The sequence below is a fragment of the Cellvibrio sp. genome, from assembly GCF_039207905.1.
In the GTDB taxonomy this organism is placed as follows: domain Bacteria; phylum Pseudomonadota; class Gammaproteobacteria; order Pseudomonadales; family Cellvibrionaceae; genus Cellvibrio.
Genome location: NZ_JBCECX010000016.1, coordinates 18,490 through 37,681, shown reverse-complemented (window position 1 = coordinate 37,681; position 19,192 = coordinate 18,490). Strand labels below are relative to the sequence as shown.

General features: G+C 47.9%; 19 protein-coding genes. 9 read left to right on the top strand and 10 right to left on the bottom strand.

The genetic code is table 11. The features are described from left to right. Positions 1 to 35 precede the first annotated feature (35 nt). Positions 36 to 746 (top strand): 16S rRNA (uracil(1498)-N(3))-methyltransferase, encoded by a 711-nt coding sequence (locus AAGC78_RS11430; RefSeq protein ID WP_435784211.1) that lies wholly within the window; start codon positions 36 to 38, stop codon positions 744 to 746. Between the two features lie 26 nt (positions 747 to 772). On the opposite strand, the gene AAGC78_RS11425 is transcribed toward AAGC78_RS11430, so the two are convergent. Beyond that, positions 773 to 3,223, bottom strand: coding sequence for a putative bifunctional diguanylate cyclase/phosphodiesterase (locus tag AAGC78_RS11425; protein WP_435784210.1), 2,451 nt, complete (start codon positions 3,221 to 3,223; stop codon positions 773 to 775). 148 nt (positions 3,224 to 3,371) lie between these two features. After that, positions 3,372 to 4,496: an alanine dehydrogenase gene (gene ald, locus AAGC78_RS11420; RefSeq protein ID WP_435784209.1), complete on the bottom strand. Its 1,125-nt coding sequence runs from the start codon at positions 4,494 to 4,496 to the stop codon at positions 3,372 to 3,374. A 256-nt stretch (positions 4,497 to 4,752) separates the two neighbouring features. Here ald and AAGC78_RS11415 point away from each other — a divergent pair, with 256 nt between their 5' ends. Continuing rightward, on the top strand, positions 4,753 to 5,256 hold the full coding sequence (locus AAGC78_RS11415; protein ID WP_435784208.1) for a hypothetical protein: 504 nt from the start codon (positions 4,753 to 4,755) through the stop codon (positions 5,254 to 5,256). A 68-nt stretch (positions 5,257 to 5,324) separates the two neighbouring features. Here AAGC78_RS11415 and ttcA read toward each other — a convergent pair whose 3' ends face one another. Next, a complete protein-coding gene (gene ttcA / locus AAGC78_RS11410) occupies positions 5,325 to 6,230 on the bottom strand; it encodes a tRNA 2-thiocytidine(32) synthetase TtcA (protein ID WP_435784207.1) in 906 nt (301 codons plus the stop codon). A gap of 286 nt (positions 6,231 to 6,516) precedes the next feature. On the opposite strand from ttcA, the gene AAGC78_RS11405 reads away from it, so the two are divergent. From AAGC78_RS11405 to bioA, 3 genes are all read left to right on the top strand, one after another. Further along, positions 6,517 to 7,341: a flagellar brake protein gene (locus AAGC78_RS11405; protein ID WP_435784206.1), complete on the top strand. Its 825-nt coding sequence runs from the start codon at positions 6,517 to 6,519 to the stop codon at positions 7,339 to 7,341. A 150-nt stretch (positions 7,342 to 7,491) separates the two neighbouring features. Next, positions 7,492 to 9,063, top strand: coding sequence for a methyl-accepting chemotaxis protein (locus tag AAGC78_RS11400; RefSeq protein WP_435784205.1), 1,572 nt, complete (start codon positions 7,492 to 7,494; stop codon positions 9,061 to 9,063). A gap of 102 nt (positions 9,064 to 9,165) precedes the next feature. Then, on the top strand, positions 9,166 to 10,470 hold the full coding sequence (gene bioA / locus AAGC78_RS11395; RefSeq protein ID WP_435784204.1) for an adenosylmethionine--8-amino-7-oxononanoate transaminase: 1,305 nt from the start codon (positions 9,166 to 9,168) through the stop codon (positions 10,468 to 10,470). A 61-nt stretch (positions 10,471 to 10,531) separates the two neighbouring features. On the opposite strand, the gene AAGC78_RS11390 is transcribed toward bioA, so the two are convergent. The 4 genes from AAGC78_RS11390 to fliS (AAGC78_RS11375) all read right to left on the bottom strand — a co-directional run bounded on the left by AAGC78_RS11390 (position 10,532) and on the right by fliS (AAGC78_RS11375) (position 13,491). Further along, positions 10,532 to 11,992: a sigma-54-dependent transcriptional regulator gene (locus AAGC78_RS11390; RefSeq protein ID WP_435784203.1), complete on the bottom strand. Its 1,461-nt coding sequence runs from the start codon at positions 11,990 to 11,992 to the stop codon at positions 10,532 to 10,534. A gap of 252 nt (positions 11,993 to 12,244) precedes the next feature. Then, entirely contained in the window at positions 12,245 to 12,652 is a 408-nt protein-coding gene (gene fliS, locus AAGC78_RS11385; RefSeq protein ID WP_435784202.1) for a flagellar export chaperone FliS, read from the bottom strand. Between the two features lie 161 nt (positions 12,653 to 12,813). Further along, positions 12,814 to 13,092, bottom strand: a complete 279-nt coding sequence (locus tag AAGC78_RS11380; RefSeq protein ID WP_435784201.1) for a hypothetical protein — start codon at positions 13,090 to 13,092, stop codon at positions 12,814 to 12,816. Positions 13,093 to 13,104: 12 nt separating this feature from the next. Beyond that, the gene (gene fliS / locus AAGC78_RS11375) at positions 13,105 to 13,491 is read right to left on the bottom strand and encodes a flagellar export chaperone FliS (protein ID WP_435784200.1); all 387 of its coding nucleotides are present in this window, start codon (positions 13,489 to 13,491) and stop codon (positions 13,105 to 13,107) included. 115 nt (positions 13,492 to 13,606) lie between these two features. Here fliS (AAGC78_RS11375) and AAGC78_RS11370 point away from each other — a divergent pair, with 115 nt between their 5' ends. The 4 genes from AAGC78_RS11370 (at position 13,607) to AAGC78_RS11355 (ending at position 15,960) form a co-directional block, all read left to right on the top strand. Beyond that, positions 13,607 to 14,437: an SDR family oxidoreductase gene (locus AAGC78_RS11370; protein ID WP_435784199.1), complete on the top strand. Its 831-nt coding sequence runs from the start codon at positions 13,607 to 13,609 to the stop codon at positions 14,435 to 14,437. Between the two features lie 62 nt (positions 14,438 to 14,499). Continuing rightward, entirely contained in the window at positions 14,500 to 14,868 is a 369-nt protein-coding gene (locus tag AAGC78_RS11365) for a DUF2845 domain-containing protein (RefSeq protein WP_435784198.1), read from the top strand. Between the two features lie 86 nt (positions 14,869 to 14,954). Next, positions 14,955 to 15,557, top strand: coding sequence for a transcriptional repressor LexA (lexA, locus tag AAGC78_RS11360; protein WP_435784197.1), 603 nt, complete (start codon positions 14,955 to 14,957; stop codon positions 15,555 to 15,557). Next, positions 15,550 to 15,960 carry a cell division inhibitor SulA gene (locus tag AAGC78_RS11355; protein WP_435784196.1) on the top strand — a complete coding sequence of 137 codons (411 nt, stop codon included), beginning with the start codon at positions 15,550 to 15,552 and terminating at the stop codon, positions 15,958 to 15,960. Before lexA ends, AAGC78_RS11355 begins: the two co-directional genes overlap by 8 nt. A 162-nt stretch (positions 15,961 to 16,122) precedes the next feature. Here the strand turns inward: AAGC78_RS11355 and AAGC78_RS11350 are convergent, their stop codons facing one another. From AAGC78_RS11350 to fadA, 3 genes are all read right to left on the bottom strand, one after another. Further along, on the bottom strand, positions 16,123 to 16,389 hold the full coding sequence (locus AAGC78_RS11350; RefSeq protein ID WP_435784195.1) for a hypothetical protein: 267 nt from the start codon (positions 16,387 to 16,389) through the stop codon (positions 16,123 to 16,125). A 73-nt stretch (positions 16,390 to 16,462) separates the two neighbouring features. Beyond that, entirely contained in the window at positions 16,463 to 17,866 is a 1,404-nt protein-coding gene (locus AAGC78_RS11345; RefSeq protein WP_435784194.1) for a hypothetical protein, read from the bottom strand. Between the two features lie 147 nt (positions 17,867 to 18,013). After that, positions 18,014 to 19,192 carry an acetyl-CoA C-acyltransferase FadA gene (fadA, locus tag AAGC78_RS11340; RefSeq protein ID WP_435784193.1) on the bottom strand — a complete coding sequence of 393 codons (1,179 nt, stop codon included), beginning with the start codon at positions 19,190 to 19,192 and terminating at the stop codon, positions 18,014 to 18,016.

Sequence of the window (19,192 nt, the reverse complement as noted above, 5' to 3'; positions counted from 1 at the left end):
TAATACGCGCCTGCACTTCTAATTCTGCGCTTACTATGAACGTCATTTTATTATCCCCACACGATTTAACAGCCGAAAACCGCGCCTGTATCAAAAACCCACGCCAACTGGAACACATTAAACATGTGCACGGTGCGGTAGTGGGTGATCAATTAAAAGTGGGATTAATAAACGGCAATCTGGGCACAGGAATAATTACCCAGTTCGATGACGATGCCATTTATCTGGATATCGACCTGCAGCAAACACCACCGGCCACCCTACCCTTAACCTTGGTTCTTGGGTTACCACGACCAAAAATGATGCGCCGAATTTTGCAAACCATTGCCACACTCGGTGTTAAGCAGCTGCATTTAATTAATTCGTATCGCGTAGAAAAAAGTTACTGGCAGACGCCTTTTTTAGAAGCAGATTATATTCGCGACCAACTGATTTTAGGGCTGGAACAAGGCTGCGACACCCGCCTGCCAGAAGTGCATTTGCACAAGCGCTTTAAACCCTTTGTTGAAGATGAGTTGCCCGCAATTGCTGGCGATACTCGTGCATTGGTTGCCCACCCGTATACAGAAGTCGAATGTCCATTCCAAATTGATTATCCACTCACACTGGCAGTCGGACCAGAAGGTGGATTTATTCCCTACGAAATTGATCTGCTAGGAAAATGTGGATTTGAGGCAGTACATGTGGGCGAGCGCATTATGCGGGTAGAAACGGCAATACCTTATTTACTTGGCCGTTTATTTTAATCACACATTAATGAGCAAGTGAATTTTTATTCACTTGCCAATTCATTTTTTAAAATAACTTCAAACTCATCGATGGGCACTGCTTGGCTCGATAGATAACCTTGGTAGTAATCACAACCAAACGTTTTCAGAATTGCCAACTGCTCAGCTTCTTCTACACCTTCTGCAACCAGTTCCATATCCAGCAAACGCCCCATAGTGATAATGGTTTCCACCAATACACGGTCGTTGCGATCATCAATAATATCGCGCACAAAACCTTTATCGATTTTCAATGTGCTTACCGGCAAGCGTTTAAGATAACTGATAGAAGAATATCCCGTACCGAAATCATCGAGCGAGAAGCTGATGCCGCGTTCGCTTAGCGTAGTCATGGTTTCAATTGCATCATCAACACGCTGGATAACAATACCCTCAGTAATTTCCATATCGAGGGATGCCTCAGGAATCGGATACTTTTCCAGAGTTGCAATCACATCATCCACAAACGCAGCGCGACGGAACTGGCGCGGGCTGATGTTGATGCTCATCTTCATTCCCGGTTTCCACAAACCATCCTGATCCCACTTCACTAGTGTTTTACATGCAGCCTCCAACACCCATTGACCGACATCGATAATCATGCCCGAGGTTTCGAGTACCGGAATAAAATCTACCGGTGACACCATGCCTTTAGTTGGATGACTCCAGCGCAGCAGAGCTTCGGCGCCCTCTACACGGCCGGTTTGGATATTGATTTTAGGCTGATAAAACAGTGCAAATTGGGACTCTTCCAACGCGCGGTGCAGGTCGCCTTCCATTGTCAATTGACGGCTGACTTTATCAGCCATTTCTTCATTGAAGAACTCAATTGAATCGCGGCCCTTTTCTTTTACTTGATACATTGCGGTATCGGCGTAGCGCAACAATTCGTGTACGGAGTTATTTTTATCCGGATAAACAACAACACCCACACTGCAGGTCACACGTAATTCCATATTGTCGTAAATATATGGCTGTGAAATAATCGAGCGAATCTTCTCGCTAATTTCACCTGCACGCAGCGCTGCGGTTTCAATATTTTGATCGAGCACGGTCAGCACAACAACGAACTCATCCCCACTCAAGCGCGCAACCAAATCTTCCTCGCGCACCGACTGTTGTAAGCGCGCCGCGACCACTTCCAATACTTTGTCACCAACTGGATGACCAAGTGAATCGTTGATTGTTTTGAATTGATCCAAATCGATAAACAACACCGCACCAAAATAACCATGGCGCTCGGCACGGCGCAATTCATGCTCAAGCCGCTCCACTAATTGCAGGCGATTGGGCAATCCGGTAAGCGCATCGTGGTGCGCCATAAATTCCATTTTTGCTTGAGCATTTTTGCGTTCGGTAATATCGACCGATACGATTAAAGCAACTTTTTCATCGTAGAAGGCCAGTGGCATTATGTGGGTTTGTAAAAATAACTGTTTACCCGTGGCAGTGACAAAACGCTCTTCAATAACATCCAACTCTTCGTTGCCGCGAATGACGCGGTAGTCGTTTTGCAGCATGGTATCAATATCAAACACCGAGTTTTTTAACAGCTGGCGCACATGCAAATTGCGCATTTGCTCCGGGGTGTAGCCCAGTTCATTGGCAAGTGCTTTGTTGGCAAATAAATAATAACCAGCGATATTGCGCGCACCGATCATCACCGGCAGATGATCGATAATTTGTCGCAAATGCTCTTCGCTTTTACGCAGCGCCAATTCAACTGCGCGTCGTTTGGCGAGCGATAATTCCACCACATCCAACAATTGGTTTGAGCTGGCAATCAACTGCGCCAATTCGTCTTTACGCTGCGCAGGTAATTGAGTGAGACGATTTACACCTGGGTGATCGGGATTAATGTTATTAATTTCGCGCGAGAGGCGCACCAGTGGTTTGGTGAGTGTGTAATAGAACACGACAAACAACAGCAATACCAAAAACATATTGCGCAACAAGCCGGTCATCAAAGCGGTTTGGGAGCGGTTATAAAAACCTTCCAACGCCAAATCCATATCGACAGAAAAACGAATACTGCCCGATGTGCCGTCGCTGTAACCGGGCAGCAATAAGTTAGCGGTGTATTCGCGGGTATTTTCAGTGATCCGGCTGGTGAGCCAACGGGTTTTTACTTCTGGCCGGGTACTGCTGCCTTGTGCAAGCACGTTACCGGTATCGTCGTAAATCACCACTTCATAAATGAAACCGTAGCGCAGTAGCCCATTAACTACTTCGTAAGAAAGTTCATCATCAAGGGTGGATACCGAACGAACAGCGGGCGGTGTGGCAACCTGAATTACGCGATCAATGAGGGTTTTGAGTTCTTTTTCCTGATTTAAAAAATCGAGATACAGCTGTACCGAGCTCAATAAAAAGCTCAGGACAAACGCCAGGATGATACCGATTTTGGCGAGCTGGAAAGAGATGCCATTAAAAAAGGAAGGCGCTTTATCTCTCATTGACCTAGGGTTTCCGGGGACTGTATCTAGTTATTAAAAAGGTGGACAGATGTTGCCCCACAGCAGGCACTTACGTTTATCCTGGCCTGAGTATAGAACACTATTATATCTGTCGCCTGAATCTATAGCGTTATTTCGTATAGCAAAATTAATGATCGGGAAGCAAAAGTTTCGCATCGCGGCAGCCCATGGAAAATGAATCGGCCACGCCGGATTGGGTTAGTTGCCCACGATAAATATTTAGCCCTGCACGAAATCCTGCATCCTTATGCAGAGCGCTCAAACCCTCATCGGCCAGGCGAATAACGTAGACCAAGGTCGCATTGGTTAAGCCGAGTGTAGCAGTTCGGGCAACAGCACTCGGGATGTTGGCAACGCAGTAATGCACAACCCCCTCCTCAATATAGGTTGGCTGCTGATGACTGGTCGGCTGCGATGTCGCGAAGCAACCGCCTTGGTCAATCGCAACATCAACCAATACACTGCCCTTTTCCATCTGCCCGATCAGTTCGCGGCTTAACAAACGCGGGGCACTGGCACCGGCATTGAGCACGCTGCCAATAATAAGATCTGCGCGCAACGCCAAAGTATCGATCCGCTCTTGCGTAGCGTATTCACACACCACCCGCCCGCGCCACTGTTCATCCAAATGTCGCAGGCGCGCGATGGATTTATCTAAAATGCGCACTTGGGCACCAAGCCCGACTGCCATAGCCGCTGCATTGGCGCCAACTACCCCACCACCCAAGATCAGCACTTCGGCCGGTGCAACGCCTGGAATCCCGCCCAATAAAACGCCCTTGCCACCTTGCGCCATTTCAAGGTGATGCGCCCCCGCCTGCACCGCCATACGCCCGGCGATTTCCGACATTGGAGCCAGGAGCGGCAATCGGCCTTGGGAATCAAGCAAGGTTTCGTAGGCGATACAACTTGCGCCCGACGCCAACAAGGCGTCAGTCAATGGTCTGCTGGCAGCAAGATGCAGATAGGTAAAGAGAGTATGTCGCTCGGCGAGCAACGAGAATTCTTCGATTTGTGGCTCTTTGACCTTCACGATCAAATCAGCCTGTGAGTAGACATCAGCTAAGGAGTCAACCAGCAACGCCCCTGCCTGTTGATAGCGCTCATCGCTAAACCCTACTGCGTGTCCGGCGCCGCGCATCACATAAATGGTATGGCCGCGCTGATGCAACTCCACAACACCCGCCGGAGTCATTGCAACGCGGTTTTCACCAGCCTTTATTTCCTTGGGGATACCAATACGCATATTCATTTCCCTCACTTTTTCATCCTATGGAACAAGTATAGCTAAGGGATCAGCGACTTGTTTGTTCAGGTTCTATCAAGTTGGCGCGACTTATGCTGTATACATTATGTACAGTTTTTTGACGCAACCGGGAGAAAAAACAGTGCATAAGGCGCCTGATTACAGCCATTGCTGACAATTCGGGGCACTGCACTACTGCACAACCGGTCTGTATTGAAGTGGCTATTGAAGTAACTGTATTTAAGTACTTATTGAGGTCAGTATGGGTATCTATGTCAGTGATCTACGCGAGTTGATAATCAAACCTTATTTAAATGGACTCGGAGAATATTCAGAAGTTGCCGAAAACCTGTTACTCGGCACTGCAGCACAAGAATCATTAATGGGATTGCACTGTTACTGTGAGCAAACAAAAGGCTTGGGGTTGTATCGCATTACCGCCGAAAAGCATGTGGAGTTGTGGGATAACTATTTAGTGCAATTTCCCGAATTGGCCTCACAGCAGCGTGGCTTGGCAAGCCAGCAACAATTCCTGAAAAATCCGCACGCCGAACTTATCAGTAACATGACCTATGCAACGGGAATGGCGTGGATGATTTATCGCCGCGCCGACATAGATACCAGCAAATCACTGGATTGCGCCGCACTCGCACAATTGTGGGCTGCGCATTTTGATAACGGCACAGGCTCCCCAAGAGTCGCCGAAGATTTTATGCAAACCTATCGCAAACTGGTGATGGACGATTCTAAAAAGTTAGTCGCCTGAAATTCAGAGGCTTCAATGTAAAAAAGGCTGCAATTGCAGCCTTTTTCTTTGATGTTGTAATTGCGCGGTTAATGGATATCCAACACATCAACATATTGCACCGGAGAATCATTGCGATTAACCGGCGGGGTTATTCCGCACGCATCAGATTCGTCGCCCTCAGCTTGCGCACCTTTATTAATTTCCAGATTAACGAAGTCGAATAAATTCAAATCTGCCAATTGCGATGGCTGCACATTGCGGATTGCGGAGAAGATAGTTTCAGTACGACCGGGGAATTGACGCTCCCACTGCTGCAACATGTCCTTCACTACCTGACGTTGTAAATTTTCCTGCGAGCCGCAAAGATTACACGGAATAATCGGAAAACCTTTCAACTCGGCAAAGTGCGCTATGTCTTCTTCCGCACAATAGCTGAGCGGGCGAATTACGATATTGCGCTTGTCGTCGGCGAGAAGTTTGGGCGGCATCGCTTTCAATTTTCCACCGAAAAACATATTCAAAAACAGCGTTTCGATAATATCGTCGCGATGATGACCCAGCGCAATTTTGGTCGCGCCGATTTCATCAGCAAAACCGTACAGAGTACCGCGACGCAACCGCGAACAAAGTCCACAAGTCGTTTTCCCTTCCGGAATCACTTCTTTCACGATGCTGTAAGTATCGCGCTCGATGATGTGGTACGGCACACCCAACTGCGCCAGATATTGCGGCAGTACGTGCTCAGGGAATCCAGGCTGTTTCTGGTCCATATTGACCGCAACCAGCTCAAACGAGATGGGCGCGGTCTTTTGCAGGCTCATCAAAATATCCAGCATGGTGTAAGAGTCTTTACCGCCGGATAAGCACACCATTACTTTGTCGCCATCTTCGATCATGTTGTAATCGACAATGGCGGAACCCGTCAGGCGGCGCAAGCGCTTCTGCAGCTTGTTAAATTCAAGGCGATCTTTGCGTTCGTGTAACTCTTTCATGGACTCAACAACTCATGCGGAAAAATGGATCAACCGGCAACCGGGCCAGCGAGCGGCGCATTGTACGGATTTTGCGCGCAAGTTGAAATCGCCGGCCTGAACCCGGCAAAGCTTTGCCGGTCTATAATGACAGTATTGCAGGTTAGCAGGGAAAAATAGCCGCGAATCCTTCCTCAAACCTGATTACACCGGCGTCGTAAGCATCTGGCATAGGGCTTGCTCTTCCCCCTACTGAGCTCCCTGAAATAGGCTTTAGGGGGAGAATATTTGCCGCGAGGAGGTAGTAATGTCGTTTCTCGATAAACTGTTCAAAAAAGGTTTCCGCAAATCTGCGTCAACCATAAGCTCCGCCCCGAGTGTATCGGCGGCCGATAAAGACGGTTTGTCCCTCGCCAGCAGTATTCCCGATCAATACCTTCCGCTCTGGGAGCTGCAGAAACAACGGCAGCTGCTGGAGGTTAAAATTAGCGACGCCAGCCGCGTCTACCAAAGCATGATTCTGGCAATTGATATCGAGCGCGGCCTGCTTTGGCTCGACGATCTATTCCCACAACAACACGTGCTTGATGAAGGCGATGAAATTACCCTGCGCCACCATCGCAATGGCGAGCAATTGGTTATCCGCGCCCCGATTGTGGCAATGGGCTCAACCTACGGTGCCTCTGGTATTGCCATACTGCTGCCCGAATTTGTGTATTACGCCCCCAGACGTAATGCCCCGCGTTTTTCCATCGGCCATCAATCACCGCTATCAGTCAAAATCCGTACGCTCGGACAAGAGCCAAGCTTCGGCACCCTGCAGGACATTTCAACCGGAGGCTTACGCCTGCTAGTCGCTGGCAATATGCTTCCCTATCTTCGCCATGGCGCGCTCTTGCCATTGTGTGAAGTGGATGTCAGCGAAGATCTGCACATTCGCTGTCGCGCCCGTATTTGCGCATTCCGTATGGGCCGCAGCCCTTACCGTCACACCCAAATCAGCGTTGAATTTATCGACCTTGATGATGAGACCCGCTCCAACCTTGCTCAATTTTTGCGCGAATCACAACTCACCCATACCCATTCGCAATATAACAACTCACAAGCAAACAGGGCCTACGCAGCCGCTTAAAGCAAAAAATCGCTATAAGCCAGCTAGAGATTCGCCAATTTTGAACTAGGCTTCATAAACCAAGATAAATGATGCATCTGCCACCGTTTTTCACTTGCTGAAAACGTGAGCGGAGCATCAGGTTTTTGTCGCTATATCAGGAACTCCCTCATGCGCAATAATGGTCACACCACAGGAAAAGAAGTACATCTCTCATCTAACGACGAAATTGTGTCCTCCTCCAATCTGCGCGGCGATATTGAATTCTGCAACGAAACCTTCCGTCGCATTTCGGGTTACAGCCGCGAAGAATTAATGAATCAACCGCACAACATTTTGCGTCACCCGCACATGCCTGCAGCTGCGTTTGGTATGTTGTGGACTGCACTGCGGGCGGGCAAACCCTGGATGGGAATTGTTAAAAACCGCTGCAAAAATGGCGACCATTATTGGGTCGATGCCTACATCACCCCACTGCGCCAAAACGGACAAATTTACGGCTACGAATCCGTTCGCGTTAAAGCCGATCAAACAGTTATACGCCGCGCAGAAGTGGTTTATGAACGATTGAACCAAGGTAAATCACCTTACTCTGCGTTTGAAAAATTCTGGGGGCAAATGGGCAGCGGCCTACTCAATGCGGTTGCAACCTGGATTCTGCTGCTTATTACTACCGCTATCTTTTCCACATTTTCATTGGGCGCTGTTGCAATTACTGCTGGTGTCGCCGTGATTGTTGGCGTGATCACCCAGCTCCTGCAACAAAGTCGCTCTGCACAGGCATTACAACAAGCACACTCGGTCATCAATGATCCCCTTGCCGCTTATATTTACACCGGGCGCTGCGACGCGCTGGGTGAAATAGAATTTGCGCAATATGCGATAAAAGCGCGTTTGCGTACCGCACTTGGCCGATTCGGCGAATCAGCAAAAGAGCTGCAACAAAAAGCGGGCGCTGCCCACCATCACGCACGCAAAACCTACGAAGGCATGAACGCGCAGCAACATGAAACCGCTGGCGTTGCGACTGCAATGCAACAGATGGCGCTCGCGGTACAAGAAGTTGCTGGCGGTGCAAATAAAACTTCTATCGCGACCGGCGCCGCCATCGGCGAAGTCGATAAAGGCAATCAGGTTATTGAAGGCGCACGCACCGCGATTGACGATTTATCGCAAACCGTTGGAACACTCGGCGGCGTACTCAATAAGCTAAGTGAAGACAGCAGCAAAATCGCCAATGTGGTTGATGTTATTCGCGGTATCGCCGAACAAACCAACCTGCTCGCACTTAACGCTGCAATTGAAGCCGCACGCGCAGGTGAACAAGGCCGAGGTTTTGCGGTTGTGGCTGATGAAGTCCGCTCGCTTGCACAAAGAACCCAGGAATCCACTGGCGATATCCAACAAATTATTGGCAACCTCGGCAAAGCAACCCAAGATGCCAGCACCAATATGAAAAATTGCCTCGACATGGCGGATCGCAGCGTGCACGAAATGAGCAATGTTCGCTCCGCGCTAGATGCTATATCCCACTCGGTGAACACTATTGACCAAATGTCACACCAGATTGCCACTGCTGCCGAAGAGCAGTCATCAATGGCATTGGAGATCGAACGCAACACCCAATCAATTGCTCACATATCAGATCAAACCCAACAAGAAATCCGCGTAGCGGATAGCTTGAACAGCGAAATGGATGATCTCTCGCAAAAGCAATTCGATCTCATCGTTAGATTTAATTAATGCCCTGCCCACTTGGCGAAATTGATTCTGATTTTTACAGTAAATTTCGTTAAGCTTGGGCAAAGTATGTAATTAAATTTGTACGGACGATGTGGAAATCCCATGGCAGATACTCAAGACCTCAGTAATCACGAGCTGGTGCGTTTGGATCGCGCCCATGTATGGCACCCCTACACCTCATTCACACAGCCGGGCATGATTACACCCGTGAGTCATGCTCAAGGCGTAGAACTGCATTTAGCAGATGGACGCGTATTAATTGATGGCATGTCCTCCTGGTGGAGCACACTGCACGGTTACAATCATCCGGTTTTAAATCAGGCCGTTATTGATCAAGTCGGAAAAATGGCTCACGTGATGTTTGCGGGCATCACCCATGAGCCCGCAGTAAAACTTGCGACCACGCTCGCCAAAATTACCCCGGAAGGCTTAAACAAAGTATTTTTCTCCGACTCAGGTTCTGTCGCGGTAGAAGTCGCGCTCAAAATGGCGATTCAATATTGGCACTCACAAGGCCAAGCGCAGCGCACAATGTTTTTAACTTTAAAGCGCGGTTACCACGGTGATACCTTTGGCGCTATGTCGGTGTGTGACCCACATTCCGGAATGCATCACTTGTTTCATCACGCGCTATCGCATCATTTGTTTGCGGAAGCACCGCCCTGCGCGTTTGATGAACCCTTTCAAGAATCACACATCGCCAAATTTGCCCAACTCATCCAACAACACCGCCAAAAAATCGCAGCGGTTATTCTTGAGCCTATTGTTCAAGGTGCGGGCGGAATGCGTTTTTATTCACCGGATTATTTGCGTCGTGTGCGTGAACTCTGCGATAAAAATGGAATTCTATTAATTGTCGATGAGATAGCGACTGGCTTTGGTCGCACCGGTAAATTATTTGCCTGTGAGCACGCGGGCATAAGCCCGGATATTCTGTGCATCGGCAAAGCCTTGACCGCCGGCTATATCACCTTGGCAGCAACACTCTGCAACGATAAAGTCAGCAACGGCATTTGCGCTGGCGACAATGGCATTTTTATGCACGGGCCCACGTACATGGCCAACCCACTCGCCTGCGCGGTGGCCAATGCCAGCATTGAGTTGCTGCTTAATTCTGACTGGCAAAATGCCGTTGCAACCATAGGTACGCAAATGCGCGAAGAACTCGCCCCTTGCAGCGAATTCTCGTTCGTCACTGATGTTCGCGTACTGGGAGCGATCGGAGTTGTCGAACTGGAAAACACCATCGATGTCAGCAAATTAATGCCGCAATTTATTGAAAACGGCGTATGGATTCGCCCTTTTGGCAACATCATTTATTTGATGCCACCATTTATTATTACCAAAGAACAACTGAGCAAGTTAACCTCAGCCGTTCTAAAAGTAGTCGCCACTTTGGCAAAATAAAATTTTGTCACTCCCAAATAAAAAAGGTGGCTTTCGCCACCTTTTTTATTTTTAACGTCATCTAACGCTGCATATCGTACTTGCGCATTTTTTCTACCAAGGTAGTACGTCGCACACAAAGTTTATCTGCCGCGCGTGCAACAACGCCGCCACAATCGTTAAGCGCTTGTTGGATCAGGCTCATCTCCAAATTAGTAATGTATTCGCGCAAGTCGATCCCCTGCTCTGGCAACAAAGGCGTATCGTTCATACTCACATAACCTGTACTACCAGCACCGGCAACACCGTTCGCTTTAACCGGCGCATGAACAAACTCTTCGTCAATCACATCAACGTGTCGGTACTTCGATGGCAAATCCTGCACACCAATAACACCGAAGGGATGCATGATCGCCATACGCTCAACCAGATTGGCAAGCTCACGCACATTACCACTCCACTCATGCTGGCAGAGCGACATAATCGCCGCCGAATTGAAACGGATAGAACCACGCTGTTCACTTTCCATGCGCGATACCAATTCGTTCATCAACAAAGGAATATCTTCCGAGCGCTCTTTTAATGATGGCAACTCGATGGGAAATACATTCAAGCGATAAAACAAATCTTCGCGGAAAGTATTTTCAATAATCATTTGTTCGAGATTGCGGTGAGTCGCCGCAATAATCCGCACATCAACAGGTTGTGTTTTATTGCTGCCTACACGCTCGAAGCAACGCTCCTGCAATACACGCAAAATTTTGACCTGCATGTTGAGCGGCATATCGCCAATCTCATCCAAGAATAAAGTGCCACCTTCGGCAAGTTCAAAGCGCCCCGCACGCGAATTAATCGCTCCAGTAAATGCCCCCTTTTCATGGCCGAACAATTCACTTTCCAATAACTCGGCCGGAATCGCACCGCAATTCACTGGAACAAAAGGTTTGTCGCGCCGTGGTGAGTTGTAATGCAGATTACGCGCAACAACTTCCTTACCCGTACCCGACTCACCGGTAATAAGCACGGAAACATCTTTATCCGCGACTTGCCCCATCATCTCGCGAACATTTTGGATTTCACGACTGGTACCCACAAGGCTGCGGAACAAATGTACCGGCCTGCGCTGCGGCTGGCGCTTGCTGTTAGATTGCGCCTCGCGATACAACTGCGCACGGTGGAGGGTGTCAACCAGTTTGTTGTAGGTGGGAGGCAAAGAGAGTGTTGCGATGATCATAAAGCGATAAATGTCATCCAAACTTTCATCAACGCCTTGATTTTCGTCGCCAATCATCACGATCGCGAGTTCATCATTCCAAGAGCGAATTTCTTTTAGCAGATGAGCCAAGGGCTGACCGCTGTCGCGATAATCACCGATAAAAATGGCAACATAATCTTCGCCATTATTTTCTTCAGCAACAGTTGCCTGCCAAGTTTCGCTGGCAGATGTGAGAGTCGTTTCACTAAGAAAATCCAGCAGGATTTTTAAATCGTGTCTGCGTGACTGATTATCGTCAATAACAAGAACTTTGTTGTTGCGCCACATACCCCAAGACCTTTTTCATTCCATGCCAAAGCCTTGAAAGCGCACAATAAATATTCGTTCAAGGCGGTGAGATGACTTATTGGAGTAAGTAATAGACGAGACTGAGTTCTTAGTCAAATTTATGGCGAAATGTTTTTGGCGTTTTAACATTAATTATTAAACAAGAATAATTAATCGCCAAAAATATGCCTTTTCTTTACACTTCGGTTAAAAACGACCCACCTGCGAATCGTTTAAAAACCGGGCATCATTTTATGATTGTTCAGGAGAGGATTGAGGAGCGATTTCATCCCAACCGGATTTAACCGTCTTCAATAATTGAATGGCTTCGTTTACTTTTTCAATATCATTATTCCGGGACGCCTCAAGCAATATCAGATTTACATATTCATACAGCTGATCAAGCCTTTCCGATATTTCTCCGGCTTCCATGTCCAGCGAACTACGCAGGCCGCCAACGATACCGATGGCCTTACCCAGCAACTCACCTTTCGCGGCAATATCACCGCGCTCAATTGCTCCTTGGGCGGCAGCCAATCGACCCAACGCACCTTCAAACAATAATTGAATTAAACGATGCGGTGAGGCATGGCTGACTTGCGACTCAATACCTAATTGGCGGTATTGTTTCAGCGCTTCTTGTGGATTGTAGTTAGACACGGACTATCCCCTGCTAGCAGTTATGTTTACTAAGGCTAGCAGGGCTAAGTGGTTTTTGCGAGTTTTGCTATAAGAGAGTTGTTTTAAAAACCTTATGAACTAGTGCTCGTTAACACTTTTTTCACAATTGCCCTGCCGAAATTAGAAGGATAAGGATGACTTCAGGTTGCCTGTAGAAAAACCACTTCACGCTGGCATTGGGCAATCAACCCGGCATAAACGCCCTTCAACTCACTTAGCGCGCATACCAAGGTAGATTTATCCTCGCGATTTGCATTGATCACTTTATCAATCAAGACCACACAAATACGATCCAGATGACGCACGCGCTCCCAATCTTCTACCTGCAAGGCTTTCGCCAGTTCGCGTTGTAGGCTACGCATTGCCATCACACCAGCCTCCCCGCGATAGTCCGGTGCAGGCACTAACTGAATTGCCATGATAATTCCTCGCTACACCTGACTGCCAATAGCATCCCAAGCGGTTTTTATTTCGCCCAGCAAGCGTCCGCATTCATCAAGATAATCAGGATTATTTTCGTAGTTGGCCTGCGTCAGCCTACGAATAATGTAGTCATACAGGCCGTCAAGATTAGCTGCCAAAGCCCCGCCTTCCTTATCATTCAAACTACCCTGCAATCCGCCAACAATAGCAGCCGCTTTGCTAATCAATTCCCCCTTACGGGCAATTTGATTTTGCGCCATAGCGCCTTTAGCTTGGGCAATACGCTCCAATGCACCTTCAAACAACATCTGGATTAAACGATGGGGTGACGCAGTTTCAACGCCAGAGTGAACCTTTACGCTGGAATAATTTTGTACGGCAGAATAAGCATTCATAAATCACCACAGATTGTTTGAATTTGCATTGCTATTAATGGCTGAAACTGAATAATCAGTGACCGTATAAGCTAACGGCATAAACCCGAAAATCTTTAACCAGAATCTGACAATAATGCAAAAAACTATTCTTATAACCGGCGCATCAACAGGCATAGGTTATTACGCAGCGCATGGACTAAAAAACGCGGGCTACCGGGTTATTGCCTCTTGCAGAGCGCAGGCGGATGTTGTGCGATTACAGCATGAAGGATTGGAATGCGTGCAGATCGACCTTGCGAATTCAGCCTCAATCCACAGTGGTTTCGCCCAAGCGATGGAGCTAACCGGACATCAGCTTTACGCGCTATTTAATAATGGAGCCTATGGTCAGCCGGGAGCTGTGGAGGATTTGCCAATCGCGGCGTTGCGACAACAATTTGAGACCAATTTTTTTGGCTGGTGCGAACTCACAAATTTAGCGCTACCAATTATGCTGCAGCAAGGCTATGGGCGGATTATCCAAAACTCATCGGTATTGGGAATTGCAGCCATGCCATTGAGAGGCGCTTACAACGCGAGTAAATATGCAATCGAAGGGATTAGCGACACACTGAGGCTCGAACTAACAGGCACTGGAGTTTACGTAAGTTTGATCGAGCCCGGCCCAATACACAGCCAATTTCGTAAAAATGCGCTAACCGCATTACTTCACCATATCGATATTAATAAGAGCAGACACCGTAAAATTTACGAGGGTGCAGTAGCACGGCTTGGAAAAACCGAAACAACCACGCCGTTTACTCTCGGGCCAGAAGCAGTCTATAAACGCATTATTCATGCACTCGAATCCAAACAACCACAAGCACGCTACTACGTCACCTTTCCTACCTATTTAGTGGGATTTATGAAACGTATTTTACCGGCACACTGGTTGGATAAATTATTACGCAAGCTCGGTAGCTAGTTCATATCTCGTTCAGTTATTCAGACTAGATTAATAGGATCAACCATCAGGGAGCAGTCACCATGAAAAACAGTATTTGCCTCACTTTATTTACGTTAGTTTCAATAAGCATAGCGAACCCTGTCTTTGCTGACTCTTTACGCTGTAACACCAAACTCGCACTCGTCGGCGATACAAAAGCAGAAATCATTGATAAGTGTGGTGAGCCAGTAATGACTGACAGTTTCTGCCAGCCAATTGCGGCCAACGCCAACACACAAGCCCAAGGTGTGCAGGTGGGCAATAACAACGTCCAAAATAATATCGCCATGGCAGCTTGCGAGAACGTGGATATATGGACCTACCACCCGGGCTCCGGCAAATTCAAAGCCCATCTCTACTTCGCCAGAGGACAATTACAGAGCGTTCGCTACGGCGACAGGGTGAAATAACCAGCAGATTGAAAAACTATTGCACAACCCGAATTACTGTATATAATCACAACTACTGTACAAATAAACAGATTCAGGAGTGCATCATGTCTGACTTAACGCCGCGCCAGGAACAGGTACTACAACTTATTCGCCAGTACGCCGAGGAAACGGGTTACCCGCCGACTCGTGCTGAAATCGCACGTATTCTTGGTTTTAAGTCAGCCAACGCCGCTGAAGAACACATCAAAGCACTCGCCCGTAAAGGTGCAATCGAAATTATTCCCGGCGCCTCACGCGGAATAAAACTACCCGATGTGCAGTCAGGCATCCCTATCATCGGTCGTGTTGCCGCAGGTAATCCCATACTTGCGCAAGAACATATTGAAGACTACTGCAATATTCCCCAAAGCTTCTTTTCTCCCAGTGCAGATTACTTCTTACGTGTACATGGTATGAGCATGAAAGATGCTGGCATTCTCGATGGTGACTTGCTCGCAGTACATAAAACCGATCAAGTCAGAAACGGACAGATTGTTGTTGCACGCATTGGTGAAGAAGTAACGGTTAAACGCTTCAAGCGCGCAAGCAATAAACCCCAGGTTGAATTATGGCCGGAGAACCCTGAGTTCGACGTAATTCACGTCGACATGCGTGATCAGGAGTTCAGCATTGAAGGCTTAAGTGTAGGAGTGATTCGCCGTGACTAATCTTGCCCGTGTAATACCACCAACCAATACTACTCGCCAACAACCTGCGAGCGGCGTAACTGAGTTGGTATTAACCAGCGATTCGCCTGAGCAAGTCGCACTGTTGCTACCGATGATTGCCTTCCTGAGTAATGCGTGCAGTGACCGCTGGATTACCTGGATAGCACCGCACAATATCAGCAGGGAATTACTGGAATCCTATGGCGTTAATACGCAATACATTCGCGTAATTCATTGCCAAAACCCACAAACACTTTTGTGGATTACATGGGAGGCACTTTCGGCGGGCAATAGCCATACGGTGATATCAAGCCCAGGGAAATTGACCGATAAAGAACTGGCTCAACTTGAATTGGCCGCAAAGACCGGCTCTTGCCAGGGTTTATTGTTACGGGTTCGCTAACTGTTTTTAGCGTCAGGATTTACAGGGACAAAATTGCTTCAAGAATTGGAGTAATGCAGGGAGGCGAAGCGATTTTAGATATTTACAGGCTTGCTTGTAACTTAAAAAGTAAATTGCTTGTGTTGAAGTAATCCATTTTTTCGCATGATCGCAATATCAATATCAGTGCAGCATCAACTTCTCGGTATCACTCAATTCTTCTACCAAATCGTCCAACATTGCTTCTGCTTGTTGGTCTGCAATATCTCCCGCTGCTTCCATTCCCGCCTCAATCATTGCTTTAGCAACCAGAAATTTCTCTTCACCAAGGAAAGCCAAAGACTCTTGCGAAAAGCGGATTGTCACCAGAGGTTCATTGCTCTCATCATCAGCGCGTGCCAACGCAACGTCGCCATTCAGCAGCTCAATAATTTCGTAGAAAGATGACATAGGGACCTCGGCGAGAAACGGGCGCGCATTCTAACACCCAATTAATCTAAAACCTATTTACCACACACCGGTATTAACGCGCGGAAGCAACAAGAAAGATGCAGGAATCCGAACCAGAGACTAACCAACCCCGCTCTGATCGCGGGACTATTAGCGCCTGCCCCGGCCGGTATCCGCCCTTACTGCCAACACTGGGTAAATTCAAATGCCCCTGCACCACCATCACGACCAGGTAGTCATCACCCACCAATAGATACTCACCATCCAGCCGGATGCGCCGCACCTCAAAGTCGTCAAAGTTGACGACGCGCTCCACGGTCATATTCTCACTTGCATCCAGAAGCTCCGGTGATTGAAGTGTAGAAAAATCCATATCAACCACGCCAAGTGCCTCTTCCGTGTTCCAATGATCCTGGGTTAATACCTTCTGGGCAAAGCTTAGGATTTTCCGCTCATAAACGGGGGTCTGGAACTCAACTACACGCACACCATGTTGCAATGCATGGGGAACAAGTTTTGGAACAGTTACGACATCACCAACGATTAAAGGATGCTGCGCAATAAAGCTATTCATAGCCTCGCGCAATGCATTTTCTTTTAGCAGCAACTCTTTATTTTCAATAGGTTGGGAAAGCTCGTTAATCCAGGATATCAACAGAGTAACATCGACTGCCTGACAGGGCTCAAAGCCTGCTTGATGCTTTTTATCGTCCAGCTTTTTATCCAGCTCACGCCGTACCTGCTCATATTCTTTAACCGCAGATAGATAAGCTCGCTTGAATTCTTGGTCATCGCGAAAAAGCTGGCGCTTTTGCTCGGCAAAGCCCAACTGGATTGCGCCGGTCCCTTCAGGCCATGCCTGCTGATCAATATGGGTTACAACATAGACCTCCTGTTTTTCCTGATGCAATTCGAAATACAGATCGCCGTAAACTTCTTCGGCTAAAGGATCAAGAACTTTGAGTAAAATTAGCTGGCGATCTTCTTTCAAGCCAAGCATGCGAGGCATTAATTCCAACAACCAAGGTAGAGGCACATTACCGCCATCACCAACCACTTCAGCCTGACCGCGACTTTCAATGCCCGTATACCAAATCTCCTGTCCCCATGGTTTCGGAATATGAACCGGCGCAAGCAACCAGGGCTCAGACATAACCAGCCAGGGTAGCGAGTGCTGCTGCGAATATCGTTTAAGTACACCATTACTGTCCGTCAGCAATTGCACCTGCTCCAGCCGCTCAGGATTACAAATAGTGATGCAACCCTCGATCACTGGTTCAGAATTATGATCTAGAGCTATTTGGATCAGGGCCAGCAAATCCAGTCGAGGCTGTTCAGGGAGGTAATGTTGGGTGTGAGTGAAATGAAAGATAAGCTGTTCTTGATGCCCAGCATTTGTAGCAGCTCGTAAACGCTGTATTGATTGTTCAATCAGCAGCTCTGCGGTAATGGTTTTATCAGTGCAGTAATGAATCAATGCGTGTTTTCCGCTCTTTCGATATTGACGCGCAGTTTAACAGAGCTGCCCTTAGAAGCAGGTCGGGATTTTTTGCATGATTTTGTAACTCTAAAAACAAAGGGCCAACCTAGGTTGACCCTTTATTGATTGCACCAGCAAGCTGAATTAATTCAATCGTTCCAATACCGTGGTAATCCCCTGCCCCAAACCAATACACATAGTGGATACACCCAGACTCAGATCGCGATCTTGCATCACCGTCAACAACGAACCGGTAATGCGCGTACCGGAACAACCAAACGGATGCCCCAATGCAATAGCTCCACCATGAACATTCACTTTATCGTTCATTACCTCCAGTAGCTTGAGGTCTTTCAATACCGGCAACGCCTGCGCCGCAAAGGCCTCATTAAGCTCAACCGCATCTATATCATCAATCGTCAGATTCGCCGCTTTCAGCGCTTTTTCTGTAGAAGGAACAGGACCATAACCCATAATGGATGGATCAACCCCCGCCAGACCGAGCGAAACAACTTTCGCGATTGGCTTAAGTCCCAGTGATTTTGCACGCTCGGCGGACATCACCAGCATTACCGATGCACCATCACTTAGCTGGGATGAGGTACCTGCAGTCACCTGACCATTTTTGGGATCGAATACCGGTGCTAATTTAGCCAAGGCTTCAACGGTCGTCTCCGGACGGATGGTTTCATCCTGATCAACTGATACAAGGAAACCATCACTGTTATGACCATCAACCGCAATAATCTCACGAGCAAATTTACCTGACTCACGAGCCTTTGCCGCGAGTTGATGAGAGCGAGCACCAAACTCGTCCATCTGCTGGCGATTAATGCCATGCAATAGCGCGAGATATTCCGCTGTCATCCCCATATTGCCCGCTGCCTTGGCAACAGATAAACCCAGCAAAGGATTGATACTGACGGATTCATACATCGGCAAATGTCCCATGTGCTCAACGCCACCGATCAAATAAACATCGCCCTGTCCGGCACGAATATTTACCGTCGCTGTGTGCAGTGCCGACATTGATGAGCCGCAAAGGCGGTTGATTGTTTGCGCCGGAATGGTATGAGGCAAACCAGCCAACAACAAAATATTACGTGCTACGTTGAATGCCTGCTCTTCGCGTTGCATTACACAACCCCAGAGCAAATCATCAATGGTATCTGGGTCAACTTTCGGATTGCGTGCGAGCAAACCTTTGATAATTGCTGCAGAAATATCGTCGGCACGCACATGGCGGAAGCAACCATTTTTAGAGCGCCCCATGGCACTGCGGGCGTAATCAACAATAACGGCGTCGCGTGGTTGTAAGCTCAT